Raw genomic sequence first — 18,553 nt, forward strand, 5'->3', positions numbered from 1 at the left:
GGAATCGGAATGACAGTAGACATCATCAACAAACTAATCCTCACTGTCGGCGCATGGAACGCCACTGGAAGTAAGGACAAGCGTCTAGAACGACAATTCGACTCATTGCTCAACGATCTACGTAAAGCGACAGGGACGACGCCGGAGGGTGCTGTGAGACTACTTGAAGAATCATTGTCAGAAAGGGAGGTTGCGGCGTGAGTGTCGTAGCACATAGATGCAATGTAGATCGTGTGGACGTTAAAAACTAGGAGGGGTGAGCATGCCGAAGAATTGTGTTGAGTGTAGCAATCCAGTTAGGCAACGCGGTAAATATCTTTGTTACAAGTGCTTTGATAAGGCGTTAAGGGATCTGTTGAGGAGGGACGAGCAATGAATGCATGCGGAAGGTGTGGCAGGAAATTGAAAACACAGAAGTCGATTGATGATGAGTACGGGCCAGTCTGCAAGGTGAAACAAGCGGAAGCAGATGCGGAGTTTGAAAGGATTCAAATTACGATTGACCAGGTTGTTGAGCAGGAGAGATTGAGTGCATGAGAAAGATATTATTCGAAATACCAGGTGAGCCAGTCGCGCAAGCTAGACCTCGGGCAGGTAAGTCATTTAGCGGAAAAACGGTTCTCTATGATCCGATTAAGTCTAAGGACTTCAAGCAGTTTGTCAGATTGGTAGCTATGCAGCACGCTCCTAAGGAATTGATTACAGGCCCGATACGGTTATGTGTGGATGTTTATCGTCCGACACCGAAGAACCTGCAAACTAAGCCTAAACAGGCACTCATTGCATCTGGGGAATTAAGGCCAACAACTAAACCTGACGTTGATAACTACGTTAAGGGCGTGAAGGACGGACTTACAAAGGTCATTTGGCAGGACGATAGCCAAGTGGTGGATCTAACGGTTAGGAAGTTTTATAGTTTGTCGCCGAAAGTGGTTGTTTGTATCAAATACTAATGGGGTGGATGATGTTCAAGATTTTGAAACGGCATATCTGCAAGCATAAGGTCAAGAAATTGGGAGACTGCTGCAGGAAGTGTGGGAAAAGGGGCGGGTTGATGGATTTGTTTTAGTACGGAGTAGACACAAAATGTGAAGTAAGGAGGGTGAGAGAGAAATGAAAACTCATTTCTCGCAAAAATCGCACCCGCTAGTTAAATCATAAGAACGCAGAAATTGAGAAATTTAACGATTCTTCTTTCATGGAGTGGCAACAAACTAGAGTTGCAATACGGTTATTGGCTCGTTGTGGAAGATTTCACCGTTGTCACGGAAGCCGAAGCTTTCATAGAGCTTTTTGGCGACGACGTTATTGGCCTCATAAGATGTCCAGCAGTAATTTGCGGGGCCGGCCGGAAAGGTACGGATAAATTCCAAGATTTTTTTCATAGCTTCTCGACCGTATCCTTGGTTCTGGTATTGCCTGTCAATCATCAGTCGCACGATGCAATAGCCGTCGTCTTCGATTGATGGGAGTTCGTATCCGGTGATTCCATAGGTCAGCATAACAAATCCAACCGGCTGCTCATTCGAATAAATAGCAAACGGAAATGGGTGTCCCTCATTGGTTGCAAGGACGTAACACGAAGCCACGCTTGATAGATTGGACGCAACGAAGCGACGTTGGTCTTCTGAAACTTCCAAATTAAATATGGCACGCCGGTTTTCTAATGTGATTTTTCTGAGAGTAATCATGTAGGGTTCCTCCTTCATTATCTAAATTTACAGAATGGATATTATATCATTAAATTCCAGATTTCGTTCTGATAATTTGCCCCATTAATAAAATATGCACATTTATTACAGCACCATTAAACGTTGTAGATGTGGTTATAAATTGTTTAGAAAATAGTACACAGTTCGACCAAAAAGCGCACTAAAAAAACTGCCAATTAGACTTTGGCAGTTTTTGCGACAGATAATTAAAAATAGTAAGTCTTTATAGGTTGTCATAACAAGGCTTATTACCACATCCTGGCCAAGGACCACCACCAAGACCACCTGCAGATGCTGAGTTTGGTCCTACTAAGAGTATTGCAAGACATACAGCAGATACGACTAGTGTAAACTTCTTTTTCATGTTATTCACCCCTTTACTGATTGTGAACAAAATTTTAACATCAATGGAAGTGGATGGGTATATAATTTTGACCAAAAATTACGACAAAATTCGATGTATGAGTTAGAACTAAGCAGCGCGCAAAAATGACCGAACTCTTCATTTAGATTCAGATTGGGTAGTTGTGGAAGATTAATTCGCGGTTCGACCACACTATAACTCAAGTAAACAGAAAAAAGACCTTCATAACAGAAGGTCTCAAACGGAAAAACACAAAAAGTTGGAGATGAGGGAAAATATAAACTATTCAATAGCATATGCAAATTTTCACTTATCGTGCTGTCTTATGTCGTACTAGACAGATTTTGTGTCGTTAGGGGACCTGTTAGGTATTTAAATGCCCTTATTGTCACGAAGTTCTACAATGGTTCCTTCAGGAGCTTTTATTTTGCATAAGCTACCATTCTCGACATAGTAAATGAATTCATTGTTCTTCATTAAGAATTCGGTGCCAAGTTCCCGTAGACGTGCTACCTCTGTGTTTAAATCTTCAACCCATAAACAAAAATGCGTTAGGCCTTGTGAATTTGCGTTTCCATCGCAAAGTATTTCATCTTGTTTTCCAGTTTGCAATTCAATATAAAAGTCTCCTAATTGTATCCATGTGTTGAAATTACGCCCATGGAAATCGGGTGATTCTTGTACTACCTTAAAACCTAATCTTTCAGTATAAAATTTTAACGTTTCTATATATGTATTGGTTTGGATGCACAAATGATGTACAAAACTTTCTACCATGAAAACTTCCTCTTTTCTATGAAAAATTTGTTTTTAAAACGATTATACCAATATTTTTTTTAAAACAAATACCTATTTACTATAATTTAAACTATTTTTACTGATCATAAACAGAAGAAAAGTTCGAGGAAGAATTAAGTCCTACTACACATTCCGACCATTAGGAGTAGTAAAAAGGAGTGATACCAATGGTGCAGCAACTAACCATATTTGATGTGCCAACAACAACTTTCGAGATTGGAAACACAGTCGAAGTCGTGGTCAATGTGACTGAAAAAGAAGTCGAGGACTATTACTATCTGAAAGAGTTTCAAGGAGTTCGAGGGCGGGTCATAAAGGGATTGCGCGGTCAACAGTATGAGGTGCTGTTTGCTAAGTGCAATCGGGTTGGGATATTTAGACAGAGTGAATTGAGGAGGGGTTAGGATGAGTGAAACGAATGCGGAAAGGATACGAAAGCATTTCAACTCAACTGGTGATGTATGGCCGAGCGATATTAGTTTTCTTATCGAACAAGCTGAACGGGCGCAGGAGTTTGAGCTGAATTTCAAAAGTCTTCAACATGAATGGGTAAGTGCGGTACATGAAAACAGACGATTACGTGGAGCTTTGGAGTTTTATGCGGATCAAGAGATATATGCAAAAGGATATTTTCAACAGACTGTTCTAATCGATTGCGGAAGAACAGCCCATCAAGCATTGGAGCAACCTAAATGATAGCTGCACAAGAAGTTAAGTACGTGCTGTTTGAAGATATAGAAGTCAAGTGGGTCTGGCGCGAAAGTGAACTGATGCGATTCCGACTGTTGTGGAATGAAGGCGTAGGGATTTCAGAAATGGCGAAGGAACTGCATTGCAATCAAAGAAGTGTTGCGCTGCTGATTATGGATCAAGCGGAACAGGGTTTGGTTAAACAACGGCCAAGAGGGGTTTTGGGGCAATAAAAGAAGACAGGATTCCTCCTGCCCTAGACAAGCAAAGTATACCACATAGGAGGGGTCCTGGTGAACAAAGATATTACTTTTAATACGGATGCATTATTGTTGGGAATTGGTATAATGGAACTACCATTGAACTGTGTTGTGGTGATTTCGGATGGGGTTGCGAAAGTGAGGGAATTGCCGGAGCACGGGGAATACAGGATTGTGACGCATCAGGGGAAGATCAAACGGATGCGGAGGGAAGAGGGAGAGGAATTTTGAGTGCGTCTGAGTGGATATTAGTAATAACAGCGTTGATCGCGTTATCTGGAGTGTTCGTGTCTTATCAATCCGTAAAGAATATGGCTGGGCAGGTAGACTTACAAAAACAGCAATGGGAATTTTCCCATAAACCTGTATTCCGAATTGATAAGCTGCCAACAAATAACGATCATCTAATCTTGGTGAATGAAAAAGAAAATTTCTTTATAATCGAAAGTGTAAGTTTCACTAATAGAGATATAGAAATTTCGTACAACGGCTTAATGGGAATGCAACCCATTAAGACTCGAGGGGATGAGAAAACGTACGGTGACTATAAAATTATAGTTCCTATAAAAATAGATTATAAAGGATTTCGAGGATATACAGAGGGAATAATTCAGATAACAGGTATTGATTTTTTAGGAAATCAGTTTAAATGTAATTCTCCTCAATTGAAGTTTGAAAATATGCGACCGAAAAATGATATGTATTTAACACATTCATATTTTAGGAATATATAAAAGTCCCCCCTGACCAACCAGAGGACAACGATGATTACAGCATTGCACTGTGTCATTTGTTGTCCTTATATAACATGGGAAATATAGGGTTGTAATGCATCAGGGGGAAGTTCGTAGGATGCGGAGGGAAGAGTGTTGAAAGAATATTTATTAAAGTTTTCTGATTTAACAATATTGGATTGGATATTCATTTCATTAGCAGGGGGCATAGTAATTAATCTATTTAACCTGATTCTGAAAAAGATTGCTAACGCTTCACGGAAAGGCATTACTCATACAATGCAAAGAGTATTTAATGCACTAAAATTAGCAAAAAGTAATAAAGAATTTAAAAAGATGCTGAAAAATGATTTTATTGAAAGTAAGGTTTTTACCAAGCTTTATATTAAAAAAATGAAAAAGACACTAACACCTCTAGAACAAAAAGTGTTTGATCGATACAAAGAATTAAATCCACCAATCTTGGAGTCTGAAATAGATATAAAAGTGAATCCATATAAATTGCCGGACTTTGATTTTAACCAAAATAAGAAGTATTAGTATTCTGAAGATATAGTCCCCCTGGCCAACCAGAGGACAACGATTGATTACAGCATTGCGCTGTGTCAATTGTTGTCCTTTGGTGTATGGTGGATAAGATTGTGATGTATCAGGGGAAAATGAAACGGATGCGAAGGGTAGAGGAGAGGAATTATAGTGGTATTTCTAAATGGATTAAAACAAGGTGATGAACTAAATAATAGCCAACTAACAAATGTTTTTAAATGTGCTCCACAAGGGGGGATGAGAAGATCCCACAGAACTAATAGTTTAGTGATAATATCAGATCCTTATAAATCACTTTATATGGATAGATGGATTTCTGACACGTTTTACTATACTGGTATGGGACAAGTTGGAGATCAAAATTTACATAAGGATCAAAATAAAACTTTGAATGAATCTAATAAGAATGGTGTAGAAGTTTATTTATTTGAGGTGTTTGAGCCCAAAAAATACACCTTTATTGGCCGGGTTCAATTAATCGCAGATCCTTTTACTGAAAAACAATTGGATAAATATAATAATGCAAGGGTAGTTTGGGTTTTCTCGTTGAAATTAAAAGATGGATTCAAGAAATTAGAAATTGATATCCAAAAAAATGAAAATAGAAAAGAGAAGCAAGTAAGGGAAGCAGGAAAATTATCAACTGAAGAGCTAAGAAGAAGAGCTGAATTATCCCATGGAAAACCTGGAACTAGAAGTGTGCGGTCTACTACATTTGAAAGAGATCAGTACATTGTTGAGTATGCAAAAAGATGGGCGAATGGTGTCTGTCAATTGTGTGAAGAAAAGGCTCCATTCAATGATAAAAAAGGAAAACCCTATTTTCATACCCACCATATTAAATGGTTGTCTAAAGGTGGGTCAGATACAATAGACAACGCTGTTGCTTTATGTCCGAACTGTCACGATAAAATGCATATTCTAAATAAGAAAAGTGATATAAAGAAATTAATAGGTAAGGTTCAAGAACATATAAATCAGTTGAAATAAAAGGCTAATATAGAATGGTGGATGATATTCACTTGATTGAGAACGTAATAATGGTAACTTTAATTTATGGAGCAATGACCTTACTAACAATATCCTACGACATTTTAAAAAAAATTATCTTCGGCCCATTAGTTATTATTACTCTAAAGTTGGTTGAAGAGTTAGAAAAGTTATTGAAGACTCCGACATTAATTTACCTTGGTTTATTAGGAAGAGTGGGATTTATATCTTTAATGATGATAGTATCATCATTAATTTTACTATTAATTATTAGTGCATACATGATCATTTTTAATGAAACTATTATTAAAACAGATGAATTTTTTTCATGGGTTAACGTATTTATAAACAACTATTCGAAAGAAGCAGTTTTATTATTGATCTCAATGGTATTTTATTTTGAATATAAAATATACTGCTGGCTATTGAGGTTTTTAGGGAAAACTCGTTTAGCTTTTAGTGAACCAGAAATTAATTATTTGAAAAAAATCTTACTAGCTGATTTTACAGTGTTGATAGTATTTTTGGGCCTATTACCAATATTAATTGATATAACATACGGTAACTTTGGTTTTTCGAAGGATATTCAGGATATGTTGTTTTTTTGTTTCTTAAGTGGAGTGGTTCCATATACACACTTAGTATATGAGCAAGTTAAATAGTTCTACGAGCAATTAAGAGGGAACCAAATAATGACTTGTAAGCAATAATTTTTTAATCAGGGGAAGTGAAACGGGGGAAGAGTTTTGAAGGGAAAAACTTATATTTTTGAAGTGATTATCGGTGTATTGGTGCTAATAATCATCTCCCTCTGCCTCAATATTGTATCTTCAGAGGCTAACCTATTACCAAACTGGTTCTTTCCTAGCTTATTTGGGGGGATATTCACATTAGTGGGTGCCTTTATTGGTGCAACTATTGCAGGTAAACATGCTGTCAATGTAATGACGATGCAACAGACTATATTAAAAAGAGAAAAAATGAAAGAATTAAATTTTGAGTTTAGAAAATACTATGCCAATGTGCAAAATGGGGTTAATTTTTCACTATTAAGAATGAAGTATTTTCTTGAAGGTAAGTTAGATCCAAAAAAAGTAGAAGGAATTATTGAGATAAATAAAATAACTCGCCAACAATTAACGGAAATTCCAACCAATATAATTTCTGAGGAAAAATATGATGCCTTCATTGAATGTCTCGAAATACTTAAAGATTTCGAACTAGCTTTGGAATGGTTCAAGGAAGGTATGCCAATAGCGGATAATGAAATTCAGCATTATAGAGATAGACTCAATAAAGCTAATATGAAATTGAGACAATAGTCCCCCTGGCCAACCAGAGGACAACAATGATTACAGCATTGCGCTGTGTCATTTGTTGTCCTCTTTTATTATTTCAAAAATAGGGAGTGAAGAAGATAAGGGCGTTACAAACGGAATTGATTGAAAAAGGGCGAAGCATTTAACCAATGATGAGGAGGGGATCTTATGTTGAATTGGGCAGATGAATTGATACAAGAGTATACGGGCGGGCGGCAAGAACTAAAAAAGCGTGCGGATCAAATTGATAGGAATAACCCGATTGAATTGCAGGACTTGAAGCAGATTAATAGTATGATTGAAAGTATGTCTTTTTCGTTGGAGTGGATGACGACAGGTAGACAACCAGGTACGTATCGAGGGGTCGATGAAAAGGCTGTTTATCAACGGAGGTCGTATGAAAACATTGATTTGATTCCAGATATCGAGATGCAACTGAGGGATGAGAACGATATTAATAAAAAGCATTTGTTTATGACGAGAGAAGAAAAGGTTATTATGGCGGACATTCTAGCTTCGTTTTCGTTAAGAGAGCGTCAATGCTACATTCTCCATGTTGCACAAAAGAGGAGTATGAGCGATATCGCTAACGAGCTGGGAGTCAGTAAAAGCATGGTGCAGCAATCGATTCGCAGGGCGAAGAAAAAGGTCGATGAAAGAATGGATAAAGATTCCGTGATATACGCTTGATATACGAAGTTTGCATATATGAGGGGGAGAATTAAAAGAGGGGGTGCGTTCGAGCGACCAGACCCCTCCTACAGCCCTGATACATACGAGTAGTAAATAAAGGATTTACACTTTTCTTGGCGAATGTTGTCAGTAGGAGGTGAGGGAAATGCTTGAACAGATAAATTGGGATATTGTGTCTGCAATCTCTAACATAGTATTATCCGCACTAACATTCATAGGTTTAATGATCACTTTGTATTTCAGTGTCAGAAACACTTTTTACAAACTTGAATTAGCGCATGATGTTAGTCGAGGTCATTGGAAAATGAAAGTTATAAATAAGAGGAATATCCCTGTTAACTTAATGATTTACGGCTTTGCATATAAAAACAATCAGAATAGGTACATATCTATAAGTGTCGAGTATCCTTTAAGGAATAATAGTAAATTAGAGTGGAATGATGCATTTAGGCATAGTTTAACGGAATCGGAAATGTCTGAGTTACTATTGAGTCAAAAGTTCAAGGAAGGCGATAAAGTACAAGTTTATGCTTGTGCGAAAACGCAGGACGGGAAAATGTATGCTAATAAAATAAAAAAATTGTGGTTAAGAAAAATGAAGTAAAATTGACGCTAAATTAATACTTATTATTCGCGAGCATCCTCCCGGGTGCTTTTTCTATGTCCAAAAACAAACTAAGCGACTAGCATAATGGGGTGATGCCATTGATTGAACGTAAATTGACAGAGAAGCAATTAGCATTTGCTGACTACTATATAGAGCTAGGAAACGCCACACAAGCGTATTTGAAAGCTTATCCGAGTGTGAAGAAAGAAACGACGGCGAGCACAAACGGAAGTCGTATGCTTGGAAATGCTAAGGTAAAAGCCTATATAGCCAATCGCATGGAAGAATTGAAGTCGGAGAGAGTAGCAGATCAACAAGAAATACTCGAATTACTAACGTCCGTCATTCGAGGAGAAGCAAGAGCAGCAACATTAATCGGGCTTGGTGGTGGCGCCGAAGAAATTGAAGGAGAAATGCCTCCGACTATGGCTGAACGTGTTAAAGCGGCTGAACTACTCGGTAAGCGTTACAAGCTCTGGACTGACAAAGTGGAAACCGAAATTACTGGTGCTGTTCAATTCATAGATGACATAAGTGGTGATAGTGATGGCGGTTAAAAAGTTATCCGAATTACTTCCGAAAGCATTCCATCCAGTCTGGCGCGCAGCTATAGCAGAAGACATTTTGAACATCGTCTGTAAGGGTGGCCGTGGTTCCGGTAAGTCATCTGACTTCGCTCACATCATCGTCCAATTGCTTATGCGATACGCAGTGAATGCGGTCGGCATCCGTAAAGTGGACAACACGATTGAGCTATCAATCTTCGAGCAGATGAAATGGGCCGTATCAGAGCAAGGTGTTTCGCATCTATTCAAGATTAATAAGTCCCCGATGCGGATCACGTACATTCCGCGTGGAAATTATATGGTATTCCGTGGAGCACAGGAGCCTGAACGTATCAAAGGCTTGAAATCATCGAATTATCCTTTTGCTATTGCTTGGATTGAGGAATTAGCAGAGTTCAAAACCGAAGAAGAGGTAACGACCATCACCAACTCCCTATTACGTGGAGAATTGGCTGATGGTCTTTTTTATAAGTTCTTTTTCAGTTACAACCCACCGAAGCGCAAACAATCATGGGTGAATAAGAAGTATGAAAGCTCATTCCAACCTGCTAACACGCTTGTTCATCATTCGACATACTTGGACAACCCGTTCATTTCCAAACAATTCATAGCGGAAGCAGAAGCAGCCAAGGAACGTAATCACAGGCGTTACGAATGGGAATATGAAGGTAAGGCAGTTGGTTCGGGTGTTGTGCCGTTCGATAACTTGAAAGTGAAAGCGGGAAGCATCACGGACGATATGGTGAAGACCTTCGACAACATTCGTCAAGGGATTGACTACGGATATGGTCCGGATCCTTTGGCATTCGTTAGATGGCATTATAACAAGAAGAAAAACGGCATCTATGCCATCGATGAATTGTATGACCAGAAAGTGAGCAACCGTAAGCTGGCAGAATGGATAATTAAAAAAGGTTACGAAAAGCAGGATATGACAGCTGAATCCGCTGAGCCTAAGTCTAACGACGAATTACGCAATGAACATGGCATAAGGCGTCTTAAGGCTGCAATAAAAGGCCCAGATTCGGTTGAGTACGGGGAAGAGTGGCTAGACGACTTGGATTTTATCTGCATTGATCCATTACGCACTCCGAATATAGCAAGAGAATTCGAGAACATCGATTATCAGACGGACCGTGACGGTAATCCGAAAGCACGTCTTGAAGATAAAGATAACCATACGATTGATGCGACTAGGTATGCTTTTGAGGCTGATATGAAGAAGAATAGCAAAGCAAGAATCGGCAGTAAAGCATTATTTGGATTGAGGTGAAGACATGGCGATTATTCGCAATAGAGAACTGATAGAGAAAGGCATCCCTGTTGAATTAATTTCAAGTTGTATTAAGGAACATCAAGAAAGCATCGACCGACTGAATATGCTTGATAACTACTACATGGGAAAACATGCTATTTTAGAGCGTCCGTCTGATGAGGACAAAGGGTTGCCTAATAATATGCTCGTAGCGAATCATGCCAAGTATATTACGGATATAGCTACAGGATACGTATTTGGTAAACCTGTTAAGTACGAGGGTGAAAAGATAGAGTCGATATTGCAAGCGTATAAAGCTATCGATATAACGTCTAAGGATTCGGAACTAGCAAAGGATCTATCGACATTCGGCATTGGATTTGAATTGCATTTTATGTCCCGTGAAGACGTGCCTATTCCAAAGATTGCGGTAGTAGATCCTCGGCAAATCTTCCTTGTGGTAGATGACACGGTTGAATATAAGCCGATGTTCGGGGTTCATTACTATGAGAAACGAGATGTTGACAACAAGGTAATAGGCTACAACGTCAATGTATACACGGAGAATCAAATACTGCGCTATACGATTAAAGATGTTGATAGTAAGGATTTTGCAGAGGGAGAATCTAATTCGCATTTTTACAAAGCTGTACCGATCGTTGAGTACTGGAACAACGAGGAACAACAAGGAGACTTCGAGCAACAGTTATCGTTGATTGATGCGTACAACGTTCTGCAGTCGGATCGTGTCAATGACAAAGAACAGTTGGTGGATGCGATACTGAAGGTTTCGGGGTTCTCGTTTGGTGACGATGAAGAGGAAACTTTTGCGACAGCAAGGTTACTTAAGAAATTGAAAATCCTAGAAATGCCAGATGCAGGTGCGAATGCTGAATGGCTGACCAAGAATCTGAACGAAGCGGAAGTCGAAATACTGAAAGATTCAATAAGCAATGATATTCATCGTTTTGCCATGGTCCCAATGCTAGCAGATGAAAATTTTGGCGGGAATAGTTCTGGTGTGGCTATGAAATACAAGCTGTTTGGTACAGAGCAATTGGCTGTTATCAAGGAACGCTATTTCATCCAAGGATTACGTGAGCGCCTGCAACTATTCTCTAATATCTTAGGGGTCAAGGGTAAAGAAACGGGTGTGACGGACGTTATTATTACGATGGTTCGCAACCTACCCGAAAATGATTTAACGATTCAAGAACTTGTGTCCTTGGTTGACCAGGTGAGCGACGAAACGCTACTTACCCAAATCCCATTCGTAGAAGATGCAGCTGAGGAGTTCAAACGCTTGATAAAACAGCGCGCCGAGAAAACGAAACGTATTCAAAGTGAGTTCGGTTTCCCTATGGACCCACCAGAGGACGTGAAAGTTGATGAAGAAGCGGAGTAACGCCTATTGGGATAAACGTTCGATGAAACGCATGAAAGAGTACCACAAAGGCGCTGATTCGACCATTCAAACCGTCAACGATGCCTATGACAAAGCAAAGATGGACATCCAAGTAATGATTGACCAGATATTCGCTACGTTTAGCAAGAATGGACAACTTGATCCTGCTGCAGCTAAAAAGATGCTGAACCAAAGAATCCCTAACCCACTACTGGCGATAGCGGAAAAGGCTTATCCGAAAATAAAGGATAAGAGAATACAAAAATGGTTGTTAGCGAAGATTAATGCCCCTGCTTATAGGGCACGTATCACTCGTTTGGAAGCGTTGAAAGAAAATGTGTATCTACAGTCCAAAATCATTGCAGACGTGGAGATAACAGCAGGCACAAACCTTTATATCAAGACTATGAAGGATGCTTATCATCGAACGATGTTCGATGTGCAGAAAGGTCTCGGGGTAGGGTTTGCATTCGCTTCAATGCCAGATAAGGTGATTCAAAATATCCTTAAGCAACCTTGGGCAGGCAAGCAGTTTTCATCGAGGATTTGGGACAACACGGATGTTTTGGCTAAGCAGGTCAATGAAGTTGTTACTGCAGGATTTGTCAGTGGCGCGGGGACAGCCAAAATGAGCAAAGAACTGGCTGAACGAATGGATGTAGGCAAACATGCTGCTAACCGCATAGTCCGTACAGAAACAACGTACATGGCTAACATGGCCGAGATGGAATCCTATGAAGAAGCCGAGATTGACGAGTATATGTTCCTTGCAACTCTTGATAAGAAAACATCGAAGTTTTGCCAGAATCAAGATTTGAAGGTTTATAAAGTTAAAGATGCGATGCCGGGGAAGAACATGCCTCCGATGCATCCTTTTTGTCGTTCAACAACTCGGGGTTATTTTGGGCCGAAAACGTTCGATAACATTCAACGCAGGGCAAGGAATCCAGCTACAGGTAAGAATGAACTGGTTTCGGCTAGCATGGCTTATCCAGAGTGGAAAGAAAAGTATATGAAAGCGGGGTGAAGGTGTGAATTTGCTAAAGACAGTCGGATTGATGTTTAAGGCTCTGTGGATTGGATTTGGGCTACTGCACAAACATGATTACGTTCACAAGCGTGACATTTATGGCGATGAAATCAATCACAGAAACGGCAAACGCTCTGAGTGGGTATGTTCTATATGCGGTAAATATCAATTCCGCGATCAATTATCCGAAAGGAAGTGATCCAACATCTCGGTTCGCTACTCCGTTATGTAGCCGGTCCAAAACGTGCCCACGACATAAAAAGGTGCATGGATAAAGCCGACGGGCGTTAAACGGTGGAGGTATTTATGAAATATATCACGCTATTAATGTCATTTTTCAAATCGCTATTCGTACCAAATAAACCTGTCCAGTCAATCGTTAGAAGCCCTGAACTTCCTTTGAGACTAAACATCCAATTCTTCGCAGATGAAGGTGGAGATGGTTCAGGTGATGACGACAAGGGCGATAAAGGCGACGACAAAAAAGAGGATGAAGAGAAGAAAAAAGAAGTCGGATTTACAGCAGACCAACAAGCCAAGATTGACGCGCTTATCGCTAAAACTGTTGCCAAAGAACGTGCTAATCGTGACAAGGACATCGAAGCGGCCAAGACGGAAGCCGAAAAGCTCGCCAAGATGAATGCTGATCAAAAAGCGGAGTATGAACGTGAACAGCGTGAAGCAAAGATTTTGGAACGCGAAGCTGACATCACTCGTAGAGAGTTACGGGCATCTGCACTTGAAACGCTTGCTGAAAAGGGTTTACCGAAACAGTTGGCTGAAATTCTTGTGTTTACAGATGCTGCATCAACAAACGGAAGCCTTGACGCCGTTGAGAAAGCGTTCCGTGAATCGGTCGAAGCAGGAGTGAATGAACGTCTACGCGGTGGCACCCCTCCCGGTGGTGGCGGTTCTAAAGGCGCTGGAGAAACGAGTGTAGGCGCAAACTTCGCCAAATCATTAAACGAAAAAAGCAAACCAGCTGCAACAACATTATGGGATTAAGAGAGGAGAAACAACATGTACGTATCAAAAGTAGAAACAGCAAAACAAATTAACTTTTTAGCGAGCGCGCGATACCAGTCGTTTACGACACAGGTAGAACAGACGGGGGTTGCCGCTAATGCAAAGGGGCGTAAGATTGTGCCTGCTGGAACTATTTATCCTAAGAACGATGCAACAGCTAAAGGTATCTTGCTGAATGATGTGGACGTAACAGAAGGGCCGCAACCAGGAGCGCTAGTTGTTGAAGCTTATATCTTAGAAGCTCGTTTACCCGTTGCGCCTGATGAAGCGGCTAAAACAGCGTTAACAGAAATCAAATTCCGATAAAAATAACCAACAGAAAAGAGGAAACAACACATGGCAAACCTATTAGATATGTTTAATCAAAAGGAAGTACTAAACTATCTTCAAAACCGTGAATATGCACCACTTTTAGGAGCATCTTTGTTCCCGGAAACCAAGAAACAATCACTAGAATTCGATTTAATCAAAGGGGCAGGACGTACGCCAGTAGTAGCTTCTGTTCATTCATTTGATTCAGAGGCAGAAATCGGATCACGTGAAGCGAGCAAAATGGCACTTGAAATGGCTTTAATCAAACGTAAGATGCAACTGACGGAAAAGGAAATCATTGCATTGGAGAACCCGCGTAATGCGGCCGAGCAACAATATCTAATGCAAAATGTCTACAACGATGTTGATGTATTGGTCGCCGGAGTTCACGCACGTGTTGAACAAATGCGTATGGAGGTTCTTGCAAAAGGGACGTTGACGCTTGCTGAAAATGGTTTGAATGCCGTACTGGACTATGGTGTGCCGACAGAAAACAAAGAAGCGCTATCCGGTGCGAATCTATGGACGAATCCCGACTCTAATCCTATCGAGGATATGATCCGTTGGGCAAATTCTCTTTCACTGGTACCATCACGTGCATTGACATCTAATACAGTTCTAGCGGCACTTTTGACTAATCCGAATGTCAAATCGGCATTGTACGGGAAAGATTCAGGCAGAATCGTCTCTGTTGGTGAGTTGAATACATTCCTTGAAAGCCTTCAATTGCCGAAAATCGCATCTTATGACGCTAAATTCCGTAAGCAGGCAGCTAATGGTACGTACACAACGCACCGTTACTTCCCGGAAAATGCTTTCGTTATGTTCGGTGATGGAGCTCTTGGTGAAACGCTATTCGGTCCTACTGCAGAAGAAATTCGTCTGACACGTGATCCGTCTATTGAAACTAGCAAAATTGGTAATGTGCTTGCGATGGTCTATGAAGAAAACGTAGACCCGGTTTCCACTTGGACTAAAGCGGTAGCTACAGCTATTCCATCATTCCCGGGCGCGGATGAAGTATTCCAAGCGCAACCAATTGCGTAAGGAGGTATTCAAATGATTGTACAAGTGAAAGATATTCCCATTCGACATAATCACCAGTCATATAAGGTTGGTGAGGAGTTTGAGATTGACGATAATGATTTCAATGAATCACTTTTCGTCAAAATAGCGGATTCGAAAAAAGAACCAAAAAAGCCGAAAAATAAAGAGAAGGGGAGCGGGGATTAAATCCGTTCTCCTTTTTTTGGAGGTGGTATTTATGTATGTACTAACTCAGCTAGATAAGTTGAAGATACAACTCGGCATTATTGACGAGGAGCAGGACAGGGCGTTGCAGCTGTCACTGTATGATGTTAAAGATGACATTTTAACATGGACAAACAGGACAGAACTACCTCAGACTCTCGAATCGGTTCAACGGCAAATAGCTGTCATCCATTATAACAAGCAGGGCGTCGAGGGTCAGTCATCCCATTCCGAAGGTGGTATCAGTCGTTCGTTTGAAGACTTGCCACAATCAATTCAGAATGCTATTAACCAAAAACGTTTAGCAAAGTTGGTGCGCTATGCGTCTTCTTCAACGTGATCTAAAGAATTACACAGTCAAAGGTCGAATCATTATCACTGAACCGGATGGCACGAAATCCGAGGAAATGGATCCAGTAGGATTTATCATTCGCGGCAACATCCAACCTGCAGGTGGGAAGATGATGATGGAAGTCTATGGTGAACGACTAGCGTACATGTTGACTGCTTATGTCAACGTAAACGCCCATATATCGGAGTCTGATGGTGTATGCGTCTATGTGTCGCCCTATGAAGCTCCAGACTACAAGGTAGTCGCTATTAGACGTTGGAATACCCATTACGTAGTTGATTTGGAGAAGGTGAGGTCATGAGTGGAATCAAAGGGTTGAATGGCCTTATGAAGAAACTCGACCGACTCGGTGGTAATAGCCAAAAATCTCTTAAAGTTGGAATACAGCAAGCAACTAAGATGGCGCAGGGTGAAGCTAAAGGGCTTGCGCCAGTTGGCGATAGTGGTATGTTACGGAACAGTATCAAGGAAAAAGTCGTTGTTAAAAACGGTAAAATTACCGGGATTATTTCGAGCAACCTATACTACGCAGCTTATGTCGAGTTCGGGACTGGTAAACGCGGGAAGGCATCACCTTCTCCACCTAAGTCGGATAAAAACGTGAAATACAGGCAGGATTGGGCAGGGATGGACGCTCAACCTTTTCTGTATCCTGCTCTTAAGAACAACAAAGACAAAGCGGTAGGCATCGTAAAAGAACAATTGAAAAAGGATATTCAGAAAATGGGTGGTTAAATGTACGACGTTAAACCAGAAGTATTCTCGTTGCTATCGTCCATCCACGGAGTGAGTGTTTCTGACGAGTTCCCTGCGGGTCCCGAGAAAACACCGCATATCACTTTTAAAGAAGGTGATAACTCGAACTATCATAAGATGCGGGTGGAATTGCAGTCTGAAATTATCATCTTGATTGACGTTTGGAACACGAAATCTACTGGAGCTATTGCAGCAGAAGTGGACGTTAAGATGACAAGTATTGGTTTCCTGAGACAATTTACATCAGATTTAAACGATCCAAGTGGTATGAAACGTAAAACAATGCGCTATCGAGGGATAGTGGATAAACGAACGAACTTAGTTCATCAATAGAGGAGAGTGTATAGAATGGCAGGACTATTATCGAAAGACACAACGCTGAGCTATAAAGCGAGCGGTTCAACATATACGGTGCTTGAGCATCTTATGGAAGTACCGGAGATGGGTGGAGACCCCGAAAAGGTGGAAGTAACCACTTTGGCAGATGGTGTTAAGAAGTATATCAACGGCGTAAAAGACCTTGGTGATTTAACGTTCAAGTTTTTGTACGACAACGGAACGGAAACGAGTAACTACCGCGTACTGAAGGCTATGCAGGATGCAAACAAAGCGTCCGATTTGAAAGTAGAATATCCGGACGGTACTGGGCATGAATTCAGTGCATATGTTAACGTGAAGATGGATGCAGCGGCAGTTAATGCGGCGATGACATTTACGGTTGGAATGAGTTTGCAGAGTGATATTACAGTAACTAATCCCACACCTTAAGTGGCATGAGTTTTCTCCGTATGGTAGAATATTCTTATAAAGAACACCGAGCGGAGGTTATTCAAATGCGTTACTTATTGTGTCTTTTACCACCTTTAGCGATTCTGTCGTGCAAAAAGCCGGGGCAATTCATTATAAATTGCATCTTATCTCTTTGTTTCTACATCCCCGGAATTATTCATGCGGTATTAGTGGTTAATCAGTACAATGCAGATAAGCGAAACGACAAGCTAATCAAAGCAATTCAACAACAACGAATATAACAAACGGCTAAAAGCACTCTCACTTCGAGGGTGCTTTTTATTATGAGGAGGAAATCTATTATGAAATACACATCACTAAATTTTGGTGGAGAAGAATTCAAACTTCGAATTACAGCAGCGTCGGCAATTGACTTGGAAAAGAAGCTAGGTGGACGGAATCCCTTAGATATACTGGCGGCCATCGAGGGTGGGAATCTTCCATCTATCAGTAGCGTGTTACTGATTCTTCATGCGTCCATCCAAAAGTTCCACCACGGCTTTAAATTTGAAGATGTTGTAAATCTGTATGACCAATACGTCGAGGACGGCAACGCTTATACGGATCTGCTACCTTCTCTAATCGAGGTATTCAAAGTGTCGGGTTTTTTCCCGAACAAGGCGTAAGCGAAGAAAATAAGAGTGACGCGCCTAAAAATGAACCGTTAAAAAACTTGACAGAACTTTTCGAGAAGCTGTATCCGATTGCATGTGAATGCGGTGTGGATGCAGTTTTTTATTGGGATATGACATATGAAGAAATTACAGCGGCCATATCCGCTTACAACAAACAGCAAGAGACTTCCATGCGTATCCAATCGATTATTGCGTATCGTCAAGCGGATCAAATCGCTTCACTTGTCGGTATCATGATAGGTAACAAACAGGAAGCCCCCGCTATCTACGAAGCGTTTCCGGGCGTATTCCCTGAACTTGAACGGAAAGCGGAAATGGAGAAAGCGCAGCAACAACACTGGCAAATCATGAAATCTCGAATCGAAGCGTATGCGACCGAGAAGCGGAAACGAGGTGAACGCCGTGGCAACGACTCTGGAGGAACTCCAGATACTGATAACCTCTGAAACATCTGGTTTAAGGC

Annotated in this window: 33 protein-coding genes; 30 read left to right on the plus strand and 3 right to left on the minus strand. The window is 40.7% G+C overall.

All coding sequences use genetic code 11. The features are described from left to right. The first annotated feature begins 9 nt into the window (after positions 1–9). The 3 genes from ACIQ0H_RS04810 to ACIQ0H_RS04820 all read left to right on the plus strand — a co-directional run bounded on the left by ACIQ0H_RS04810 (position 10) and on the right by ACIQ0H_RS04820 (position 953). Positions 10–201 carry a hypothetical protein gene (locus ACIQ0H_RS04810; RefSeq protein ID WP_403411667.1) on the plus strand — a complete coding sequence of 64 codons (192 nt, stop codon included), beginning with the start codon at positions 10–12 and terminating at the stop codon, positions 199–201. Positions 202–372: 171 nt separating this feature from the next. Then, the gene (locus ACIQ0H_RS04815) at positions 373–537 is read left to right on the plus strand and encodes a DUF6011 domain-containing protein (protein WP_403411669.1); all 165 of its coding nucleotides are present in this window, start codon (positions 373–375) and stop codon (positions 535–537) included. Next, positions 534–953 (plus strand): RusA family crossover junction endodeoxyribonuclease, encoded by a 420-nt coding sequence (locus ACIQ0H_RS04820; RefSeq protein ID WP_403411671.1) that lies wholly within the window; start codon positions 534–536, stop codon positions 951–953. The genes ACIQ0H_RS04815 and ACIQ0H_RS04820 overlap by 4 nt, the downstream gene beginning before the upstream one ends. Before the next feature lie 261 nt (positions 954–1,214). Here the strand turns inward: ACIQ0H_RS04820 and ACIQ0H_RS04825 are convergent, their stop codons facing one another. The 3 genes from ACIQ0H_RS04825 to ACIQ0H_RS04835 all read right to left on the minus strand — a co-directional run bounded on the left by ACIQ0H_RS04825 (position 1,215) and on the right by ACIQ0H_RS04835 (position 2,853). Beyond that, positions 1,215–1,691 carry a GNAT family N-acetyltransferase gene (locus ACIQ0H_RS04825; protein WP_403411673.1) on the minus strand — a complete coding sequence of 159 codons (477 nt, stop codon included), beginning with the start codon at positions 1,689–1,691 and terminating at the stop codon, positions 1,215–1,217. Positions 1,692–1,935: 244 nt separating this feature from the next. Beyond that, complete coding sequence (locus ACIQ0H_RS04830; RefSeq protein ID WP_403411676.1) at positions 1,936–2,076, minus strand: hypothetical protein; 141 nt, start codon at positions 2,074–2,076, stop codon at positions 1,936–1,938. A 372-nt stretch (positions 2,077–2,448) separates the two neighbouring features. Beyond that, positions 2,449–2,853, minus strand: coding sequence for a VOC family protein (locus ACIQ0H_RS04835; RefSeq protein WP_403411679.1), 405 nt, complete (start codon positions 2,851–2,853; stop codon positions 2,449–2,451). Positions 2,854–3,041: 188 nt separating this feature from the next. Between ACIQ0H_RS04835 and ACIQ0H_RS04840 the strand changes: the two genes are divergently transcribed. The 27 genes from ACIQ0H_RS04840 to ACIQ0H_RS04970 all read left to right on the plus strand — a co-directional run bounded on the left by ACIQ0H_RS04840 (position 3,042) and on the right by ACIQ0H_RS04970 (position 18,536). Continuing rightward, positions 3,042–3,278 carry a hypothetical protein gene (locus ACIQ0H_RS04840; protein ID WP_403411681.1) on the plus strand — a complete coding sequence of 79 codons (237 nt, stop codon included), beginning with the start codon at positions 3,042–3,044 and terminating at the stop codon, positions 3,276–3,278. Position 3,279: 1 nt separating this feature from the next. After that, on the plus strand, positions 3,280–3,570 hold the full coding sequence (locus ACIQ0H_RS04845; protein ID WP_403411684.1) for a hypothetical protein: 291 nt from the start codon (positions 3,280–3,282) through the stop codon (positions 3,568–3,570). After that, on the plus strand, positions 3,567–3,797 hold the full coding sequence (locus ACIQ0H_RS04850) for a helix-turn-helix domain containing protein (RefSeq protein WP_403411687.1): 231 nt from the start codon (positions 3,567–3,569) through the stop codon (positions 3,795–3,797). Before ACIQ0H_RS04845 ends, ACIQ0H_RS04850 begins: the two co-directional genes overlap by 4 nt. A gap of 60 nt (positions 3,798–3,857) precedes the next feature. Beyond that, complete coding sequence (locus ACIQ0H_RS04855) at positions 3,858–4,055, plus strand: XtrA/YqaO family protein (RefSeq protein ID WP_403411690.1); 198 nt, start codon at positions 3,858–3,860, stop codon at positions 4,053–4,055. Beyond that, on the plus strand, positions 4,052–4,558 hold the full coding sequence (locus ACIQ0H_RS04860) for a hypothetical protein (RefSeq protein WP_403411693.1): 507 nt from the start codon (positions 4,052–4,054) through the stop codon (positions 4,556–4,558). Before ACIQ0H_RS04855 ends, ACIQ0H_RS04860 begins: the two co-directional genes overlap by 4 nt. A 135-nt stretch (positions 4,559–4,693) precedes the next feature. Beyond that, complete coding sequence (locus ACIQ0H_RS04865) at positions 4,694–5,098, plus strand: hypothetical protein (RefSeq protein ID WP_403411696.1); 405 nt, start codon at positions 4,694–4,696, stop codon at positions 5,096–5,098. A 156-nt stretch (positions 5,099–5,254) separates the two neighbouring features. Then, entirely contained in the window at positions 5,255–6,094 is an 840-nt protein-coding gene (locus ACIQ0H_RS04870) for an HNH endonuclease (RefSeq protein ID WP_403411699.1), read from the plus strand. 32 nt (positions 6,095–6,126) lie between these two features. After that, positions 6,127–6,756: a hypothetical protein gene (locus tag ACIQ0H_RS04875; RefSeq protein WP_403411702.1), complete on the plus strand. Its 630-nt coding sequence runs from the start codon at positions 6,127–6,129 to the stop codon at positions 6,754–6,756. Positions 6,757–6,840: 84 nt separating this feature from the next. Then, the gene (locus ACIQ0H_RS04880; protein ID WP_403411705.1) at positions 6,841–7,416 is read left to right on the plus strand and encodes a hypothetical protein; all 576 of its coding nucleotides are present in this window, start codon (positions 6,841–6,843) and stop codon (positions 7,414–7,416) included. A 165-nt stretch (positions 7,417–7,581) separates the two neighbouring features. Beyond that, positions 7,582–8,103 carry a sigma factor-like helix-turn-helix DNA-binding protein gene (locus ACIQ0H_RS04885; RefSeq protein ID WP_403411708.1) on the plus strand — a complete coding sequence of 174 codons (522 nt, stop codon included), beginning with the start codon at positions 7,582–7,584 and terminating at the stop codon, positions 8,101–8,103. A 148-nt stretch (positions 8,104–8,251) separates the two neighbouring features. Beyond that, the gene (locus ACIQ0H_RS04890; RefSeq protein ID WP_403411711.1) at positions 8,252–8,710 is read left to right on the plus strand and encodes a hypothetical protein; all 459 of its coding nucleotides are present in this window, start codon (positions 8,252–8,254) and stop codon (positions 8,708–8,710) included. A gap of 101 nt (positions 8,711–8,811) precedes the next feature. Further along, positions 8,812–9,270, plus strand: a complete 459-nt coding sequence (locus ACIQ0H_RS04895; RefSeq protein WP_403411714.1) for a terminase small subunit — start codon at positions 8,812–8,814, stop codon at positions 9,268–9,270. Then, positions 9,260–10,552 carry a PBSX family phage terminase large subunit gene (locus tag ACIQ0H_RS04900; protein ID WP_403411716.1) on the plus strand — a complete coding sequence of 431 codons (1,293 nt, stop codon included), beginning with the start codon at positions 9,260–9,262 and terminating at the stop codon, positions 10,550–10,552. Before ACIQ0H_RS04895 ends, ACIQ0H_RS04900 begins: the two co-directional genes overlap by 11 nt. A 4-nt stretch (positions 10,553–10,556) precedes the next feature. Continuing rightward, positions 10,557–11,939 (plus strand): phage portal protein, encoded by a 1,383-nt coding sequence (locus tag ACIQ0H_RS04905; protein WP_403411719.1) that lies wholly within the window; start codon positions 10,557–10,559, stop codon positions 11,937–11,939. Continuing rightward, positions 11,923–12,966 (plus strand): minor capsid protein, encoded by a 1,044-nt coding sequence (locus tag ACIQ0H_RS04910; RefSeq protein WP_403411722.1) that lies wholly within the window; start codon positions 11,923–11,925, stop codon positions 12,964–12,966. Before ACIQ0H_RS04905 ends, ACIQ0H_RS04910 begins: the two co-directional genes overlap by 17 nt. A 309-nt stretch (positions 12,967–13,275) precedes the next feature. Beyond that, a complete protein-coding gene (locus ACIQ0H_RS04915; RefSeq protein WP_403411724.1) occupies positions 13,276–13,974 on the plus strand; it encodes a DUF4355 domain-containing protein in 699 nt (232 codons plus the stop codon). Between the two features lie 15 nt (positions 13,975–13,989). Next, positions 13,990–14,301, plus strand: a complete 312-nt coding sequence (locus ACIQ0H_RS04920) for a hypothetical protein (protein ID WP_403411727.1) — start codon at positions 13,990–13,992, stop codon at positions 14,299–14,301. A 30-nt stretch (positions 14,302–14,331) separates the two neighbouring features. Next, on the plus strand, positions 14,332–15,354 hold the full coding sequence (locus ACIQ0H_RS04925) for a major capsid protein (RefSeq protein WP_403411730.1): 1,023 nt from the start codon (positions 14,332–14,334) through the stop codon (positions 15,352–15,354). Between the two features lie 12 nt (positions 15,355–15,366). Next, positions 15,367–15,540 carry a hypothetical protein gene (locus ACIQ0H_RS04930; protein WP_403411733.1) on the plus strand — a complete coding sequence of 58 codons (174 nt, stop codon included), beginning with the start codon at positions 15,367–15,369 and terminating at the stop codon, positions 15,538–15,540. A 31-nt stretch (positions 15,541–15,571) separates the two neighbouring features. Beyond that, positions 15,572–15,898, plus strand: coding sequence for a phage head-tail connector protein (locus tag ACIQ0H_RS04935; RefSeq protein WP_403411736.1), 327 nt, complete (start codon positions 15,572–15,574; stop codon positions 15,896–15,898). Continuing rightward, positions 15,879–16,211 carry a hypothetical protein gene (locus ACIQ0H_RS04940; protein ID WP_403411739.1) on the plus strand — a complete coding sequence of 111 codons (333 nt, stop codon included), beginning with the start codon at positions 15,879–15,881 and terminating at the stop codon, positions 16,209–16,211. Before ACIQ0H_RS04935 ends, ACIQ0H_RS04940 begins: the two co-directional genes overlap by 20 nt. Then, positions 16,208–16,645 carry an HK97-gp10 family putative phage morphogenesis protein gene (locus ACIQ0H_RS04945; RefSeq protein ID WP_403411742.1) on the plus strand — a complete coding sequence of 146 codons (438 nt, stop codon included), beginning with the start codon at positions 16,208–16,210 and terminating at the stop codon, positions 16,643–16,645. The genes ACIQ0H_RS04940 and ACIQ0H_RS04945 overlap by 4 nt, the downstream gene beginning before the upstream one ends. After that, positions 16,646–16,999 carry a hypothetical protein gene (locus ACIQ0H_RS04950; protein WP_403411745.1) on the plus strand — a complete coding sequence of 118 codons (354 nt, stop codon included), beginning with the start codon at positions 16,646–16,648 and terminating at the stop codon, positions 16,997–16,999. A 15-nt stretch (positions 17,000–17,014) separates the two neighbouring features. Further along, positions 17,015–17,434 (plus strand): phage tail tube protein, encoded by a 420-nt coding sequence (locus ACIQ0H_RS04955; protein WP_403411748.1) that lies wholly within the window; start codon positions 17,015–17,017, stop codon positions 17,432–17,434. 65 nt (positions 17,435–17,499) lie between these two features. Next, positions 17,500–17,697: a YqaE/Pmp3 family membrane protein gene (locus tag ACIQ0H_RS04960; RefSeq protein ID WP_403411751.1), complete on the plus strand. Its 198-nt coding sequence runs from the start codon at positions 17,500–17,502 to the stop codon at positions 17,695–17,697. A gap of 60 nt (positions 17,698–17,757) precedes the next feature. After that, the gene (locus ACIQ0H_RS04965) at positions 17,758–18,081 is read left to right on the plus strand and encodes a DUF6096 family protein (RefSeq protein ID WP_403411754.1); all 324 of its coding nucleotides are present in this window, start codon (positions 17,758–17,760) and stop codon (positions 18,079–18,081) included. 47 nt (positions 18,082–18,128) lie between these two features. After that, positions 18,129–18,536: a hypothetical protein gene (locus tag ACIQ0H_RS04970; protein WP_403411757.1), complete on the plus strand. Its 408-nt coding sequence runs from the start codon at positions 18,129–18,131 to the stop codon at positions 18,534–18,536. Positions 18,537–18,553: the final 17 nt, after the last annotated feature.

Source organism: Sporosarcina sp. NPDC096371 (assembly GCF_044762865.1).
In the GTDB taxonomy this organism is placed as follows: domain Bacteria; phylum Bacillota; class Bacilli; order Bacillales_A; family Planococcaceae; genus Sporosarcina.